We start from the raw sequence: 16,668 nt of genomic DNA, 5'->3' as shown, positions 1-16,668 counted from the left end.
TCAATTAAAATATGACTCCAGCGCTATCATATATTTATAATATTATTCTGAAAATAGATTTGTCAATCTTTATCGCATTAAAGCGGAAAGCCAAAATTACCCTTCAGATGTTTAAACAGCCGTTAAGCGGGAATAACTACTGCAAGCCAGAAATAGAAAGGAGTTTTTATCGTGAAACAAAAACTGCTCATTTCAGGACTTGCCGTGTCGACTGTCGGAGTGACTTCCTACCTGCTCAAAGATAAATCAAACCGCCAAAAGGTGATGAACTTTATCCGCAATATGAAAACATCGCTCTCCGGGAAGCAGGATATTGAATCATTCCCCGTCAACAAAGCAGGCAACCCGCATCCCGAAGATATTGAAGATAACAAAATGGTATCCGAAGGCTCCATGTACCCGGTTCAATATTATGATGACAAGAAGAAATAATCTGTTCCCGGGCTGCCCGGCCGTATCAAACGGCGGCAGCTTTTTTATGCAGACGGCGTTTTATAGGTCCGCCAATATTGGCGCGATCCTTTCTCCCGCACAGTAATGCCCAGTTTGGATATTTCCGCTTTCAGCTCTTTCGCATCAGCCTTTTCCTCCTCTTTCAGCGCCTTTTCTCTCGCTTTTAAAAGAGCATTTGCCCCCGGCTCCAAATCCGGCGTGTCCGGCACCCACCGTTTGTATTCTTCTTTAAAAGGATCTTCCGTCCCCAGCCAGACATATCCATGCGCGCGAAACGCATCAGCCGCTTTTTCAACCGCCGGCTCAAGCTTCTCCCGAAAAAGCTCCTGTCCTTCAGTGCCTAATAAGACAAGATGCTTCTCATCCGTAAACACACCGGAAATGCTGTCTTTCGAAAACACGCTTTCTTCATTATATATGGTTAAGGACACCTCGCTGTCCGTCACGACCGCCGTAAGACATTCTTTAAAAACAGTCCGCGTCAGCCACATTCCCCCGATTAAGCCGATAACGGCGATGACAGCCGCAGCCTTCCATCCGTGAAAAGAAGCGATCATTTCCAGCGGCCCGATAACAGGCAGCCAATCCAATGTTACGGCCCATTTCGCAATGACCGGCAGAAACCATCCGATGACCAGCCCCAATAATGGCGGCACCAGAAAAACTAAAGCTTTTTCAACCGATGATAACTCAAGAACCGTCTGTTTTTTTATTTCGTTCATGTTTCTCCTCCGTCTGTTTTTTTCACAACTATCCATTATACAAAGAGTTGGATGATTCTGTAAACTGTTTCCGAAACAATAAAAAGCCTCCCGACCGCCGGGAGGCTTTTTAAAACAGGAGCTCATATACTTCATTCAATTCCATCGTGCGCTTCTCATCCTGCTCGTTCTCAGCATATTTGATTTCCTTTTCAAGCACCTGATTCAGCGCATCCATTTCCAAATCATTTAGATCTTTCACAAACTCGCCCTCATTTTCATAATGCTTCACCTGAAGCTTTTTATAAATCCTTCGGCACACATCATGCTCCAAGTGGTTCGAAAGCGACTCGCGCAAATATCCGAGTGTCCTGTCCATCATGTAAGCCCTCCCTTTTCTTTAGGAATAGCTTCCCGGAAAGAGAGAAAAACTATACATGAAAGCACCGGGCGGCTGTTTTAACTCTGTACCTGAATGGAGAAAAATCCGCTGCTTAACGGTGTGTACGGCCCGTTCAGCCCCGTTGCGGAGAAAGAGAACGTTCCTGAACTGACATAAGAAAGAGGAACACTGTAATATTTAATATAGCCTGTAACGATATTGCCGTTTTTCGTATATTCATCTTCCAGCGCTTTTGACGTAAGATTTGTAATATTCGTTCCGTTGTTAAACGCCTGGATCGTGTTATTGTTCGGATACCCTTGGAAATATACGGCTAAATAACCCGTTGTACCCTTCATCGGTTTTGATGCGCTGATTTGGTTCGGCCCGATATTTTCCCATTGGTAACTCTGACCGTCAGACGTCACACCGATAATACGGATTTGTGTTAAAGCAGGAGCCGGCGCCGCAGACGCTGATGGAGCCCACAACCCGCTCACAAGCAACAAAACAGCGGCGGCCGCCGCAAATAGCATAACGAGTCTCTTTTTCATGTTTCTTCCCCCTCTTATTCTTTTCGTAGAATCCTATACTATTTTACACGATTTACAAGGAAAAAGATTACATTTTATAAAAGAGTCCGGAACACTTTGTGAACTAGATATGAAACGCTCTTGAAACGCCGTTGATCATGAGAAAGATGCCGCAGATTCTTAACACGACTCTCGAACTTCTGTCATCTTTACCGAAGAAGTTTTTTCCGAGCCTCCCGATCCATACGTTCATTGCGGCTCCCGCGAGCAATTCTATGATTCCGATCATTTCTGCCATATACAAAGCAGCCACCCTTCTAACCGTTTTTTTTCATATGACGGTTTATCATATAAAGTGATAAGACTAATGACGCTGCACCGGCAGCAAGAAACAGGCTCAGCGGCACGATCTGCATGCTGCCTCCGCCATTGTTTTGAAATGAGCCGATCGCCCATTTTTCAGGAGTAAACAACGACAGCATCCGCATGTACTCCGGAGCCGCGTCTAAAGTGAAGAAAGCCCCTCCCAATAAACCCGTGACAGCTATAAAAACGGAAGCAAGCGACGTGAATTGCTTCTGGCTCTTCATGAACGGTATCACAGCCATCGTTACAGCAGTCAGCGCAAACGAGCAGGCCGCAAGCACCGCTCCCGCAGCAAAAACATGATCAGCAAAACGGATATGCAGCATGAATGTTCCGGCAGCGAGGATCACGATAATATGGAGAAGTCCGAAAAGATACGCCGCCGCAAACTTAGAGATTGCATATGCCGTATAGGAAACGGGCGTGCTCAGCAATCTGTCATATGTATGATTTTCTTGTTCATCTATAAATGATCGCAGGCTTTGGACTGCAACGAACCAGATAAACATCACTAAAAATCCGATAAGTCTGTCGGCTGCCTGTCCGCCTTCATAAACGTGATGGCGGTCAACATAGACGGTGGAATGACCCTGAATATCCTTCAAGAGATCAGCTGCCGCCTGCTTCCCGTCGGTGTGCAGCGTGCGGGATATCACTTTTGCATCGCGGACTATTTTTTTCAGCGCGCCCGCCTGCTGCGCAATCAGCTGCTCTGTCAAAACAGCATCACCCTTTTCTTCATTCTGAATAAATGAAACGTTCAATTCATCTCCGGAAAATAATTTTTCTTCAAAATGAGAGCCGATCAGCAATCCGAAGGAAATATCCTGATGATTAACCTTTGTTTTTAATACGTCCTCCGTGACCTTCGTGATTTTTATATGGCCGGCTGTCTGAATCATTTTCATAAATTGCGCTGAATAGGCGCTCTGATCCTCATCAGCTACATATACTTCCTTCTGCTGACTGCCTTCCGCAGAAAAGGAAAAGAAATATGTGAGAAGGAGCGGGGCGGAAATCGTCGCAAAGATGGCAGCCCGATTTTGCAGCATCAGTTTCAGCTGATGTCTGATCATGAATAACAGCTGCGTCATGAAACAGCCTCCTTCCGTTTAAACACCCAGATGGTCAAACATAAAAACACGGCGCCGATGGCGGCAAGCTCTGCCAAATCCGTCGAAATACCGCTCAGACCGGCATGCTGCGTGACACTGACATAGCTGTTGATCGCTTTGCCGTTCGGTATCAGCTCCTGCACGATTTTCAAACTGTCAGGCAAGCTGTCTTTTGCGATAAAGCTTCCGCCTAAAAAACTGAATCCGTATAAAATGGGAGCCGCCATGCTTGAGACGGTCTCGTGGTTTTTTGCAGCAACCCCCCAAAGAAGCACGATACTGCCGATCGCAAATGAATAAACAATCGTAACCAGCAATATTTCAAACAAATTGCCCCATTTTACCTGATACAAGATGCTGCTTGCGATGATGACGGCAGCCATTTGCATAAGGATGGCAAGCATGATTCCCAAAAGCTTACCCGCCACATACTGGATACGTAAAACAGGCATTGATTTGATTCTGAATAACGTGTGCTGCTGTCTCTCTTCCACTATCCCGTGAATGAGCGCAAACGCGGTCATAATGGAGAACATGACGACCATTGCGATTGAATAATACTGCATCGCATCAATCGGAGCCGCGTGATTGCCGGCCGACTGTTTCGGAATGGTGACAGCCTGTTCACGTTCACCCGAAAGGCCGCTGATGATTTTGCTGGCATCTCCCTTTGACAGATGTCCCGACTTCTTCAGCACCGCTTTTTCTTCACTGATCTCCGCTTTTACTCTGGTGACAAACGAATCAGCCATCATTTCCACAATGTCTCCGTTTACAGAGCCTTGTTGGTCCGAGATGACTTTGATACTTGTTTTCTCATTATGTTCTGCCGCTTTTGCAAAGCCTTTCGGCACGTATACAAAAACGGAGACTTTGCCGCTTTCGACAAGCTGTTTCCCTTCTTGGTAACTGCCTATGTCTTTTACCCGGATGAGATCAGTTTGTTTCAGCACGTCATTTTTTAATACGTCGCCTAAAGAACTCTCCGCGTGATCCGCATTATAAAACGCGGTCTGAAATGGCTTCACTTTCGAATCACCGTGAAAAACCGTTCCTAAAATAAAAATCATCAGCGCCGGAAACAGAATCAGTTTTATATAGAAAGACTTTGCTCCGGCCAATAACCGAAAATCTAATAAGATCAGCCTGAATAATATTTTCATGACGCCCCCTATGAATCCCGCAGCGTTTTGCCGGTGAACCGGAGGAAAATACTTTCCAGATTGGCTTCCTCGAAATGAATGCCCTTAATGGTGATACCGGTTTTCCTGATATCATCCGCAATATCAAGGATATTGCGATCTGCCGCAGAGACGAGCATCGTAATGGTCTGCTGGCTGACAGCAGCCTCGGCAACACCGGGAATGCGGCGGATTTTTTTAACGGCATCATCATTCAGCCCCTCTGCATTCACGATCAAGGTATCAGAGGCTTTGGCTGACTGCTTCAATTCGTCTTTCGTCCCGCAGGCAATGATTGAGCCGTGATCCATGATCGCCGCTTTTTCACAGAGGTATTCGACCTCTTCCATGTAATGACTCGTGTAGATGACGGTCATCCCTTTTTCTTGATTTAACGTCTTCACGGTTTCAAGAATATGATGTCTGGATTGCGGATCAATTCCGACGGTCGGTTCATCTAAAATGAATAGTTTCGGTTCATTCATTAGCGCGGCACCGATATTCACCCGTCTTTTCATGCCGCCTGAAAATTCAGATACCCTTTGGTTTCGCTGTTCCTTTAATTGGATGATGTCCAGCACTTCATCAACCCGTTTACAAAGTTCCTTACCGGACAGTCCGTACAGACTCCCGAAAAAAGCCAAATTATCCTTTGCGCTTAACGCTTGATATAAAGCGATTTCCTGCGGGACGACTCCCATCACTTTTTTTATGGCCGCAGGCTGTTCGTGTAATGAAGTTCCGTCAATGCAGATTGTTCCGCCCGTCGGCGGGAGCACAGTGCTGATCATCGACACCGTTGTTGATTTACCGGCGCCGTTTGGTCCCAGCAGACCGAATATCTCTCCTTTTTCGACGCGCAGTGATATATGATTGACAGCGGTAAAATCGCCGTACTTCTTTGTCAAATCCGTTAATTCGAGCATTCGTGCAGCACTCCTTGTGTCATGTCTGCACTTATTCTACTCTCGGCAATCCTTGTTTTCTATTCACTTTCGTACTCGATATGGATATTACTTTCGTCATATGTTTAGTGATAAAAAGGAAGAGAGGAGGGTGAAGCGGGGTTATACCAATTTTTGCAAATATAAAGTAAGCTCGGTTCTGTTTGACACTTCAAGTTTATCGAGGATTCTGGATACATAGTTTTTCACAGTGCCTTCAGTCAGAAATAAGTCTGCGGCAATGCGTTTATTGCTTTTGCCTTCCATAATGTGTTTCGCCACATCAAGCTCTCTCGGCGTGAGAATCTCCGTCAGCTTTGACTGCGGCTCTTCCTGCACCGCAGGGATCTCCATATTGTTCAGCGCTTTTACGACGGAAACCGTGATTTTGGGATTCAGCATCATCTTCCCTTCATAAACGGCTTGAAGGGAGGCGATAATTTCATCTGAATCAGCATCCTTCAAGAGATAGCCGTCGGCTCCGCTTTTCAGCCCGGCAAAAATATAGTGATCATCTTCAAACGTTGTCAGAATGATGACTTTTACGGACGGATATCGCGCTTTTACCGCTTTTGTCGTTTCGATTCCGTCCATACCGGGCATTCTGATATCCATCAAAATCACATCAGTTTCGGTTTGAGAAAGCAGCCGGAGAACCTCTTCGCCGCAAGAAGCCTCTCCCGATATTTGAATTCCTTCGTGAAGACTCAGAATCATTTTCAGCCCCTCTCTCACAATGGACTGGTCGTCTGCAATCATGACATTCACTTGATTAATCCTCCTTGCACGGAAACCTTATTTTCACGTCAAAACCCGTTTCCTTCCCAGACGAGAAAACAGCCTCTCCGCCAAGTGCGGCTGCTCTTTTCTCAATTCCTTTCAGACCATTTGATTTTATGATCGTTCCGCAGGCTGAGCCGTTATTATGAATATGCGCCAATATCATGTTTCGGTTTTTTTGAATCCGGACAGAAACATATGAAGCATGTCCATGCTTTATCGCATTCGTAATCGTTTCCTGAACGGATTGATAAAGACAATGCTTCACATCCGGCTGTTCCGCTTCTATGGCCGCATCCATCTCCAGCTCGAAGCGTATGCCTCCCGCCTCTTGAAAATGGCTGAAAATGTCACGAAGCTCTTGCTCAAATCCCCGCCCCGGCAAAGAGCCCTGCAGCAGCATAACGGCCTGGCGAAGCTTTAAAATGGATTCTTTCGTAAGATCATGCGCCTTATGAATGATCTGCTTCACTTTGTCCGGCTGATGCCCGGCTGTCTTCCCGGCAAATTCCAAATTCATTTTCAGAGCAGCCAGATAATGACCGAGAGAATCATGCAGCTCCTGCGCAATTCTTGTTCTTTCTTTCGTAACGGCCAGTTCCTCAATCCGGTCTGAATATTCCTTCAGTGTATCATTAGCGATCTTCAGCTCTCGGTTCAGCAATTCAACCTTCGACTTCTCCTGCAGGTTTTTCCTATATAAATAAATCACCGCAAACATGATGAAGTATGGCGGCACGATATCACTGACACCCGCTCCGCCGGCGTATAAAGCTGCGGCAAATGCGGCGGCATTCATCGTTAACAAAACAGCCGAAATCTGCTTATCAGTAATAAGCACCTCCGCCAATAAAAGCACCATTACGGCCTGTGTCCCCACACTATAGACATTGTACAAAAGAACTCCCGCGATAACGCTGCTCAGGAGAAAAGAGCCTTGATATATAGCCGGTCTTCTCTTCATATACAGCGGCCGCAGGCAGTCATTAGCCGTCAGCATCATCACGAGCACAGACAAAAAAACCTTCAGCTCCCCCCGGCCGGGAGGAAGCTGAAGAATCGCATGAAAGATTGATAGTAATGCAAAACCCCTGATCAGTAACTTCGTATGTGCAATCTTCATCGTATTCTCCTTACAAATGAGCGGCGGCTTTCCGCTCCACGTTCAGCACATCATACAGCTCATCAAGCGAATGAATCTCGTATGTCGGGATGATTCCGGACTCATTTGCTTTCTTTCCAGGATTAAACCAGCACGTATCAATTCCCGCCATCTGACCGCCTTTTATGTCCGCGCTCAGTGAATCGCCGATAATAAGTCCGCCCTCGGCAGAAAAACCGGGAATTCTCGCAAACACGTAATCAAAGTATTCCTTCATCGGCTTTTGAAAACCCGTGTCCTCAGATACAAACACATCTTTAAAGAACGGATACAGACCGGAGTCGCCCAGCCGCTTATATTGTGATCTTGAGACGCCGTTCGTCACGATGTATAAATCAAATAAAGGACTCAGCCGTTCAATCAGCTCATAAGCTCCGTCTATCATCTGGTGCCCTTCTTCTAAGTATTGGCGGTACGCCTGATTCAACAGCACGCCGTCGGCTTCGAGGCCGTATTCTTTAAACAAAAGGGCAAACCGTGTATTCACCACTTCATCGCGGGTCATTTCCCCCTCTTCAAACGCTTTCCACAGCCCCTGATTTAACGCTTTATAACGGGCTTCCACCTCTGCCGTCAGCTCCAGCTTTGAACCTTGAAACAATTTTTGAAGAGCATCGGTTTCTGAAGCGGTAAAATCCAGCAGCGTATTGTCTATATCAAATAATAACGTACGGTAATGACTCATCGATGTTTCCCCCGGTTCTGCTTTTTTAACCAGTATACCACTCGCGGACAAGCCGAAAAAGACACCCCTGTAAGAGAGGTGTCTTTTTGAATTATACAGCGTCTTCTATTTTCGATTTTTCACCAGGCATGCGCTTGCCGATACCGAACGCATAATAGCTGACCGTCACAATCGCCAGGAAAATCACCCCGACAACCAAAGAAATCCGCGTATCTTTGTTAAACCACATGCCGATCAATACCATGAGTAAGAAAGCGATCGTCAAATAGTTTGTAAACGGCGCAAAAGGCATCTTAAACGGATGCTTATCAAGCTCAGCGCCCTTCGCTCTTCTGAAACCGAGATGGCTGATTAAAATGACGAACCACGGAATCATTCCCGGCAGCACACTCGCGCTGTACACATAGACAAAAACTTTCGGAGGCGCGATGTAGTTCAGCACGACACCGATCACAAGTCCGATTAATACCGCAAGCGTACCGAATATCGGCACACCGCTCGAAGAAACTTTCTTAAAGAATTTCGGGGCCTGTCCGTTCACGCCCAATGTATAAAGCATGCGTCCCGCACTGAAAATCCCGCTGTTGCATCCGGACATCGCAGCGGTAATCACAACAAAGTTAATCAAACCGGCCGCCGCCGTAATCCCGACTTTCGCAAATGTCGAAACAAACGGACTGCCGAGTGAGTGAAGCTCATTCCACGGATACACGGTAACGATGACGAAAATCGCACCGATGTAGAAAATTAAAATCCGCCAAATAATACTCTGAATCGCGCTTCGCAGCGTTTTTTGCGGGTCCTTCGCTTCTCCTGCCGTAATCCCTATCAGCTCGACCCCTTGATAGGCCGCAACAACCAAAGACAAAGCAAAGAAAAATCCTGAAAAACCATTTGTAAAGAAACCGCCGTGCGACCATAAATTAGATAATCCGATCGCATGCCCTCCGTTACCGAAACCGAAGAAAATAATTCCGATTCCGGCCACAATCATCAGAATAATGGTGACGATTTTGATCATGGCAAACCAAAATTCAAACTCACCGAAAGATTTTACCGAAATTAAATTCGCCGCACCGAGAATGGCCATGGCGATAATGCCGGGAATCCATGCCGGCAGATCAGGAAACCAATATTTCATATACGAACCGACGGCGATAATTTCAGACATCCCGACGATCACCCATTGAAACCAGTTGCTCCACGCCGTCATATAGCCGGCTAACGGATGTATATACTTATGGCCGAACGTCGCAAACGACCCTGTACTCGGCTCTACATAGAGCATTTCGCCCATCGCACGCATGATAAAAAAGATAAAGATACCTGAGATCGCATAAGCCAGCAGGACAGACGGCCCGGTCCATCCGATCGTGCTGGATGACCCCATGAATAAACCGACACCGATCGTGCCGCCCAGCGCAATCATCTGTATATGACGCGCGCCTAAGCCTCTCTTTAATTCTTTGTTTGCCACTTCGCTTCCTCCTCTTAACAGCTCTGATATATGTGAAATAATGAAGCAGAAGGTGCACCTGTTGAACCTAACTCACTCTTCATTTCCCGCAATATTAGAAATATTCTAGCTTTCTATTGTTATATAATCTCCAATTTCCTTATTCCATCATAATAAATTTCTGTGGAAAATACAATTGTTTTTTTCAGGTAAACACCTTGCACCCTAAACCAACAGACTAAAAATAAAGCGCTCTCATTTTTATTGAATTATGAATATTGAGATAATAAATGCCGCAGCCTCCGAGAAACAGGATGTCCCTGGAGAAACATGTTCCGCCCCCTATTCAATATTATTTTTGCTAAGCAGAATGGCGTAAAGTCTTACTCTCTTCCATTCTCCCTTGTATACGCCATAATCCTGCTTAACCCGGCAAAAATCATGCATTAATCGATAAATGCCTCATTCAGCCGCAGCAAAAGCCGGCTGAACATTTCTTTTTCATCGCCTGACCAATCGTCAAGCATATGTCGGTATCGATCAAGACGCATCTTTTTATCAGCTTTTAACCTCTGTTTGCCAAGCTTCGTAATCGCAAACAGACTGACCCGCCCGTCAGAAGGATCGGAAAAACGCTGGATCAGCTCTTTCGACTCCAAGGCCGCGGCCTGGCGAGACAATGTGGAAATATCCAGCTTAAAAGATTCGGCTAATTCCTTTACACGCGCCGGTCCGAATTCATCCAGCTGCCGTAATAACAAATACGCAGCCCTTTCCAGATGTCCGATTTTACGGTCGGAGTTATCAAGATAAACAGCTCTCCTGATAAAAGTGGTGAGCTCATATTCAATTAATTCAATCGGATCTTGTTTTGACAACAGCCTCACTCCTTACAATTGACAACAGCAATATTAGTTGTATAATACAAACATATGCACATTTACTCAGAAAACATATAGAAAGATTTTGCATACATATATTTGTATAGTACAAATATATGCGCAAAAAGTAAAGAAACATATCGAAGCATCAAGAAAGGGGGAAGCTGCTCTTCTCCAAAGAACAGCATTGTCGTGAAAGTCATACGCATCATCTTGCAAATCATTATTTTATTCGCATTTTCCTTTATCGGGGGAGCCGTTCAGCAGTTCTTTCACCTGCCCATTCCCGGAAGTATCATCGGTTTGATCCTGCTGATCATGTGTTTATCGGTTAAGATCATTCCCGTCAAAATGATTGAAGACGGAGCCGGATTTTTGCTGTCTTTTCTTCCGCTGTTATTCATTCCGGCCATGACGGGCGTCATCAATTACCCGTCACTGTTTTCCGCCAGCGGGGCTGCTCTGTTTCTGATCATCGTGCTGAGCACCATCGTCACAATGATCGCCGCAGGGTACGCCAGCCAGCTGTTAGAGCACAAAGCCAATCAGAGAAAGGAGAAAAAGAAGTGCAGCAAACATGTATCGCAATCCTTATAATTTTGTTCACGGCCGCCGCCTATCTGGCTATGGTGAAATTATATGTGCGCTTTCCATATCCCTTTCTCATACCGGTTTTGACGACTACGATTTTCATTATCGCCGTGCTGCTTGTTTTTCATATTTCGTATAAAGACTATATGATCGGCGGCCAATGGATCAATTCACTGCTCGGCCCCGCCGTGGTGGCTTTGGCATACCCGCTTTATAAGCAGCGCCGGGTGTTAATCAAGTATATGTTTCCGATCATCGGCGGCGTGTTGGCCGGTTTATTCTCCGGAATGGTCAGCGGCTTGCTATTTGCAGAGCTGTTCGGCATCAGCCGGAGTTTGATTTTGTCAATTATCCCAAAATCAATTACGACGCCTGTCGCCATACAGATTGCGTCCGGTATCGGCGGTGTCCCTTCCATGACAGTCGTGTTCGTGATGATCGCAGGGTTTTCCGGCGTTATCTTAGGACCGCTGCTTCTCAAGTGGATCCGCATCCGCAGCTCACTCGGGAAAGGAATTGCATTCGGGAGCGCTTCCCATGCGCTCGGCACCTCAAAAGCAATGGAGTACGGAGAATTAACGGTCTCCATGAGTTCTGTTTCCATGACGCTCTGCGCCGTGTTAGGGTCGGTCTTCGGCCCCGTCGTAGCATGGATGTTTCAAATTTAAAGCTGACGGTTCTCCGTCAGCTTTTTTCATGTGCGGATCATCTCATTTCCTTCCATTATTATGTTTCATTTGTAAGAATAATGGTAAAGTAGAAAACAAGGAGGGATTTAATGATGACTGGGACAATTCCGCAAAAGAAACTGCTGGATGGGACAAGCATTCCCGCGATCGGCTTCGGTACATACGCTCTTAATGGAAACAATGGCGTTCATGCCATTACCAGCGCCATTGATATCGGCTACCGTCTGATTGACACCGCTTATAACTATGAAAATGAAGGGACGGTCGGAGAAGCCATCCGCAGAAGCTCTGTTCCGAGAGAACAGCTATACGTGACGTCCAAGCTGCCCGGACGCTACCATGACTATGACAAAGCTGTACAAACCATCCAAGAATCTTTATACCGCGCCGGTCTGGACTACTATGACCTGTATCTCGTCCATTGGCCGAATCCGAAACAAGACCGCTACACGGAAGCATGGCAGGCACTGATTGATGCGAAAAAATGGGGCCTGATCCGATCCATCGGCGTCTGCAATTTCCTGCCTGAGCATATCGAACGGCTCGAACGTGAAACCGGCGTAAAGCCAGGCATCAACCAAATTGAACTGCATCCCGCTTTTAATCAGCAGCAGCAGCGCCAATGGCACGAAGAACAGGGCATCGTGACAGAATCATGGAGTCCGTTATCCCGCGCCGGTGAAGTATTGAACGATCAAAAACTCGGACAGATTGCGGACAAATACGGCAAAACCATTTCTCAGGTCATTTTACGCTGGCATATCCAGCTGGGCGCCATCCCGATTCCAAAATCAGCATCGCCCGAGCGCCAGCTTGAAAACATCTCCGTTTTTGATTTCTCTCTTGATGAAAACGACATGAACATCATCGACTCGCTTACCCGCCCCGACGGACGCATAAACGGCCAAGACCCGGCGGAGTATGAGGAGTTTTAAGAAAAGACATAAAGAAAAGCTGACGGCATCATTTGTCAGCTTTTTTCTCAATTTATATACGCACACCCAGCTCCCGTTTCCATTCAGAAAGCCAACCTGTATCTCCAGATCCGTATTGCCTGCTTTGGCCGACATCACGCAGAGATCCGTTTTTATACTCAATGGACAGCACCAAATCAGGAATGGCATCATAACCCGTTCTCGCAAGCTTCGTGAGCGCCTGTCCGTAATGGGCGGCCGCTTCTGCCGCCGTATGTTTCAACAAAGGATCGAGCTGCAGCGCTTCCTTATAGACGTCTAAAAGGTCACGGCCGTCTTCTGTGACGTACTTTCCGTCCACGATCTGCAAGTCTTTCAGATGATAGCCGGTCACCTCATACATTTCCCGAATGACTTGATATTTCTCATATGCTTCCGGCGTAAACTGCGAGGAGTCATCACTCCGGCTGCGAATGATGTGCGCAAACAGCTCTTTGCTGTTTTCCCCGGAGTTTAAGACGGCTTCAATCTGCTGAGTGAGCTCTTTATCGTCAGTCCCGCTCACTTTTAACAGATAATCAATCGGTGATATCGTAAATGTAAGATTCGCACCCTCCGGCATCTGAATATGATTCCGATGAAAAAGCATATCTATCTGCTGATTCACCTGCGCCCGCTGAAACACCCTTTCATTTTCGACTTGAATCTCTCCGTTGAGCGTTTCACCCCGAAACGCCGCATCACGGAAATCATAGCTCTGGGCTTTCCCCTTAAACAGCCATTCCGTTTCGTTATGATAAGCGGCCTGACGCTCTGATTCTGATAAATCACTCCTGAAATAAGGTGAATCGGCACGCTGGTATTTGTCCTTAATATAACGCAAAGGATCTGATTTTCGTTTATTGATTTCATTGATACGGCTGTATTTCTCATCAAGAATCCTGCTCGCAATATCACTCTCAGACTCATACGGATTATCAGCGTCTATTACCGTCTCATTCCCATTATCCGTAATCGTTTTCTGATTTGCAGATTGATATAAACGGGACAGGCTGCTCCCTTTCTCAGTGACACCGCTCCTTGAATAATTCATCTGGCTCAGATCGCGGGTCCCGCTTGCCTGAATCAATAAGCTGTCCGGCCCTTTTGCCGCATCTTTCCCATTTGTTTTGGAAGAATACCGCTGAAGCACTTGCTGAGCCATTATTTGATTTTTTATATAACGAGCGTTTAGGCGCATGTTTTTAACCTCCGCTTGAGATGATGTTCTAGTGTTTGTATCGGCTGTTTTCCAGTTGATTTTAACCTAAAATAACAAATGTTTACATCATGAGGGTTTTTATGTATGATGTAGTCAAAAAGGGGGATTTTTCCATGAAAAAGTATGTATCTATGCTATTTGTCAGTGCAATCGTATTATCAGGCGTATTGATTGCACCTTCAGCCTCAGCCTCTGCGTTTCAAGTAAGCACTATTACAGGAAATCACTCATTTGAAACTGCCAATCCAGTAGACTACTGGAAATATAAAAATATTGATACTGCCATATTGCCGGAAGGGGAAAAAGAATCGTACTTCACTTTCACGGCAAATAAGGGAGAAAGACTCTATGTCAGGAGCTCAACAAGAAGTGAATACAAGGGAATGAGCATTGAAATTTATAATAAAAACAAAGTGCTAAAGGCACAGAAGTGATAAACCCTGATACGCCGCTTCCTTTTATCTATGCCATTACAGATGCGAAAGAAAACAACGAGACGTTCTACGTGAAAGTGTCCCGCGGCTCATACACTGACGATATATACTTTACACTCTCCATTTACGATCGAATCAAAACCGGAAGCGAGACCTTCTCATTCAGCGGCACGGCTGAAAATAAAGGAAATACAAACCTCAGTCCGAATGGAGCAGATTCAACTGTTCTCAGGCTCGACTTAACCAAACAAACAAGCATTCCAAAAGACGCCATAGTGAAAAGAATCAGTACCGCCGCGACTCAAACACCAAGCCAAGGAAACACAAGACACTGCATAATGTCTGAAGAAAATAAAGTGTGGCACCGCGCACTCGCAAACAGCTCCACTCAAGGAAATTACGATATCACACTGGATGATAACCTCTCAGTCTCAAGCATCTGGAATTTTAAATACAACACACTCGCAACAGCAAAATCGACTATGAAAAATGTGAAATTGAAGATTGATTATGAGTACGATGTGACAACGCAGTTTTAATTAGAAGAACAGCCGCCCATTGGGCGGGCGGCTGTCTGCTTGAAGTTTAAGTGAATTTATGAGCCCGTTCCTTGCCTTATCCTGTTGTAAATTCTTTTTTATGATAGATAGCCGCAGCAATGAAAAATGAAATGATATATAAGATAACGCCGATCATGAGATATATAATCGGGACATATAAAGAAGGATTTATGTGCAAAAATGACAGCGGTACTTGTTCTGCTGCATACCCAACGACACTTTGCAATCCAAAGGTAGCAAAAAGTCCCCCCATTGCACCTCCAATCACGATAGCATCGGATTTTTCCGGGCCTATCATGTAGAGAAGAGGATAAACGATTGCACCGGCAAAGAGAACGATGAACGTTCCAAAAGAGACAATATTCAATATGCCGTCAATTGGTTCATCAGAACCCAGGCTGTATACAAGGAAAATACCATAAGATATTACAGCTCCGATCACAACAATCAAAAGATAAAAGACATAGTGACTTTGAACAATATTTGTTCTGCTGACCGGTAAAGTCAGGACATACCTGTCATAGCCAGACTTGCTCTCATACTTTATAACCTCAAGTGCGGGCATGACGACAAACAAAATAATCAGCATAGCAACAAAACGATGCATTGAAGCATCCCCAAAATAAAAAATGACTGCTGATACCAATATGGCCAACCCCGTGTATGCAAAGAAACTCCGATAAACCAAGTAATAGTTAGTCAGTAACAGACCTCTCAATGTTTTCACTCCTCGTTAAAAAGACGCTGATTTCTTCTATGGAAATGGTGTTGGCCGTTACGCCATTCGGCAATTTCTGTTGATCCGATACAAGCACACTCCAATAAGATCCATGATTCCTTTTTGCTAGAACGATATCTTCGTCAAGCTCAGCCAATCGGCCTTCATCAACGTCTATAACAGTATAGCTTTCAAGAACCTTGTCTTTCTCTTCATTTAATAAAATTTCGCCATCTTTCATCATAATGATATGGCTGGCTATCTTCTCGACATCAGTCATAATGTGCGATGAAAGTAAAATACCGCCGTTGCTTTTACTCACAAAGCTTTTTAATTCATTTAACAGAGCATCTCTTGAAGAGGGATCAAGCCCTCCCGTTGCTTCATCCAGGAGTAATAATTTTGCATTATGCGACAAAGCAACAGCTACTGATAACTTCATTGACATGCCGCGCGAGAATGTATTCACTTTTTTGTCCATAGGTAAAGAGAAAGAATGAACCAACCGATAAAAATTGTCTTGGTCCCAAGCACCGAATAGTTTTTTAAATACATGATTCAGCTGTTTTATCGTAAGATGCGCGGGCAGATTCATCGCATCAAATACGACCCCTATATCTTCTTTGAACTTTATATGTTTATCCAGATTCTCTTTACCAAAGATTTTCACTTTACCTCTATCCTGAGAGATTAACCCTAATATCGTTTTAAATGTTGTTGACTTGCCTGCGCCGTTATCACCGATAAAACCGACAATTGATCCGGCAGGCACATTGAATGTAACATCCTTTAAAACAACTTTATGACCAAAAGATTTGCTGATGTTTCTGATTTCTAAAAGGTTTGACATCATTCCACTCCT

Annotated in this window: 19 protein-coding genes and 1 pseudogene; 5 read left to right on the top strand and 15 right to left on the bottom strand. The window is 45.2% G+C overall.

Annotated features, from left to right (window positions below; translation table 11 throughout):
- Positions 1–171 precede the first annotated feature (171 nt).
- Positions 172–432, top strand: coding sequence for a hypothetical protein (locus AR442_RS00250; RefSeq protein ID WP_003156732.1), 261 nt, complete (start codon positions 172–174; stop codon positions 430–432).
- Positions 433–476: 44 nt separating this feature from the next.
- Here AR442_RS00250 and AR442_RS00245 read toward each other — a convergent pair whose 3' ends face one another.
- The 12 genes from AR442_RS00245 to AR442_RS00190 form a co-directional block, all read right to left on the bottom strand.
- Positions 477–1,175: a YqeB family protein gene (locus AR442_RS00245; protein ID WP_053285454.1), complete on the bottom strand. Its 699-nt coding sequence runs from the start codon at positions 1,173–1,175 to the stop codon at positions 477–479.
- A gap of 109 nt (positions 1,176–1,284) precedes the next feature.
- Entirely contained in the window at positions 1,285–1,533 is a 249-nt protein-coding gene (locus AR442_RS00240; RefSeq protein ID WP_025650163.1) for a sigma-G-dependent sporulation-specific acid-soluble spore protein CsgA, read from the bottom strand.
- 80 nt (positions 1,534–1,613) lie between these two features.
- Positions 1,614–2,090 carry a DUF4879 domain-containing protein gene (locus AR442_RS00235; RefSeq protein WP_007408988.1) on the bottom strand — a complete coding sequence of 159 codons (477 nt, stop codon included), beginning with the start codon at positions 2,088–2,090 and terminating at the stop codon, positions 1,614–1,616.
- A 103-nt stretch (positions 2,091–2,193) separates the two neighbouring features.
- Positions 2,194–2,373 (bottom strand): hypothetical protein, encoded by a 180-nt coding sequence (locus AR442_RS00230; protein WP_021495320.1) that lies wholly within the window; start codon positions 2,371–2,373, stop codon positions 2,194–2,196.
- A gap of 13 nt (positions 2,374–2,386) precedes the next feature.
- Entirely contained in the window at positions 2,387–3,529 is a 1,143-nt protein-coding gene (locus tag AR442_RS00225) for an ABC transporter permease (protein ID WP_053285455.1), read from the bottom strand.
- Complete coding sequence (locus AR442_RS00220) at positions 3,526–4,713, bottom strand: ABC transporter permease (RefSeq protein ID WP_053285456.1); 1,188 nt, start codon at positions 4,711–4,713, stop codon at positions 3,526–3,528. The genes AR442_RS00225 and AR442_RS00220 overlap by 4 nt, the downstream gene beginning before the upstream one ends.
- Positions 4,714–4,721: 8 nt before the next feature.
- Positions 4,722–5,657 carry an ABC transporter ATP-binding protein gene (locus AR442_RS00215; RefSeq protein ID WP_053285457.1) on the bottom strand — a complete coding sequence of 312 codons (936 nt, stop codon included), beginning with the start codon at positions 5,655–5,657 and terminating at the stop codon, positions 4,722–4,724.
- A 141-nt stretch (positions 5,658–5,798) separates the two neighbouring features.
- Entirely contained in the window at positions 5,799–6,443 is a 645-nt protein-coding gene (locus AR442_RS00210) for a response regulator (RefSeq protein WP_053285458.1), read from the bottom strand.
- A 4-nt stretch (positions 6,444–6,447) separates the two neighbouring features.
- Complete coding sequence (locus AR442_RS00205) at positions 6,448–7,578, bottom strand: sensor histidine kinase (RefSeq protein WP_053285459.1); 1,131 nt, start codon at positions 7,576–7,578, stop codon at positions 6,448–6,450.
- Positions 7,579–7,588: 10 nt separating this feature from the next.
- On the bottom strand, positions 7,589–8,302 hold the full coding sequence (locus tag AR442_RS00200; RefSeq protein ID WP_021495325.1) for a YjjG family noncanonical pyrimidine nucleotidase: 714 nt from the start codon (positions 8,300–8,302) through the stop codon (positions 7,589–7,591).
- A 91-nt stretch (positions 8,303–8,393) separates the two neighbouring features.
- Positions 8,394–9,779: an amino acid permease gene (locus AR442_RS00195; protein ID WP_022552512.1), complete on the bottom strand. Its 1,386-nt coding sequence runs from the start codon at positions 9,777–9,779 to the stop codon at positions 8,394–8,396.
- Positions 9,780–10,204: 425 nt separating this feature from the next.
- Entirely contained in the window at positions 10,205–10,636 is a 432-nt protein-coding gene (locus AR442_RS00190) for a MarR family winged helix-turn-helix transcriptional regulator (RefSeq protein ID WP_053285460.1), read from the bottom strand.
- Between the two features lie 195 nt (positions 10,637–10,831).
- Here AR442_RS00190 and AR442_RS00185 point away from each other — a divergent pair, with 195 nt between their 5' ends.
- From AR442_RS00185 to AR442_RS00175, 3 genes are all read left to right on the top strand, one after another.
- Positions 10,832–11,236, top strand: coding sequence for a CidA/LrgA family holin-like protein (locus tag AR442_RS00185; protein WP_038461162.1), 405 nt, complete (start codon positions 10,832–10,834; stop codon positions 11,234–11,236).
- Complete coding sequence (locus AR442_RS00180; RefSeq protein ID WP_029974786.1) at positions 11,206–11,898, top strand: LrgB family protein; 693 nt, start codon at positions 11,206–11,208, stop codon at positions 11,896–11,898. Before AR442_RS00185 ends, AR442_RS00180 begins: the two co-directional genes overlap by 31 nt.
- A gap of 110 nt (positions 11,899–12,008) precedes the next feature.
- The gene (locus AR442_RS00175) at positions 12,009–12,854 is read left to right on the top strand and encodes an aldo/keto reductase (RefSeq protein WP_079890943.1); all 846 of its coding nucleotides are present in this window, start codon (positions 12,009–12,011) and stop codon (positions 12,852–12,854) included.
- A 52-nt stretch (positions 12,855–12,906) separates the two neighbouring features.
- On the opposite strand, the gene AR442_RS00170 is transcribed toward AR442_RS00175, so the two are convergent.
- Positions 12,907–14,073 (bottom strand): DUF4885 family protein, encoded by a 1,167-nt coding sequence (locus AR442_RS00170; RefSeq protein ID WP_053285461.1) that lies wholly within the window; start codon positions 14,071–14,073, stop codon positions 12,907–12,909.
- Between the two features lie 134 nt (positions 14,074–14,207).
- On the opposite strand from AR442_RS00170, the pseudogene AR442_RS00165 reads away from it, so the two are divergent.
- Positions 14,208–15,067: pseudogene (locus AR442_RS00165) on the top strand (hypothetical protein).
- A 76-nt stretch (positions 15,068–15,143) separates the two neighbouring features.
- Here AR442_RS00165 and AR442_RS00160 read toward each other — a convergent pair.
- A complete protein-coding gene (locus tag AR442_RS00160; RefSeq protein ID WP_014416781.1) occupies positions 15,144–15,806 on the bottom strand; it encodes an ABC-2 transporter permease in 663 nt (220 codons plus the stop codon).
- Complete coding sequence (locus AR442_RS00155) at positions 15,784–16,656, bottom strand: ABC transporter ATP-binding protein (protein WP_014720655.1); 873 nt, start codon at positions 16,654–16,656, stop codon at positions 15,784–15,786. The genes AR442_RS00160 and AR442_RS00155 overlap by 23 nt, the downstream gene beginning before the upstream one ends.
- Between the last annotated feature and the right edge of the window lie 12 nt (positions 16,657–16,668).

Source organism: Bacillus velezensis (assembly GCF_001461825.1).
GTDB classification, from domain to species: domain Bacteria; phylum Bacillota; class Bacilli; order Bacillales; family Bacillaceae; genus Bacillus; species Bacillus velezensis.
The sequence above is the reverse complement of the archived record's forward strand: the minus strand, read 5'-3'. Positions and strand labels throughout refer to the sequence as shown.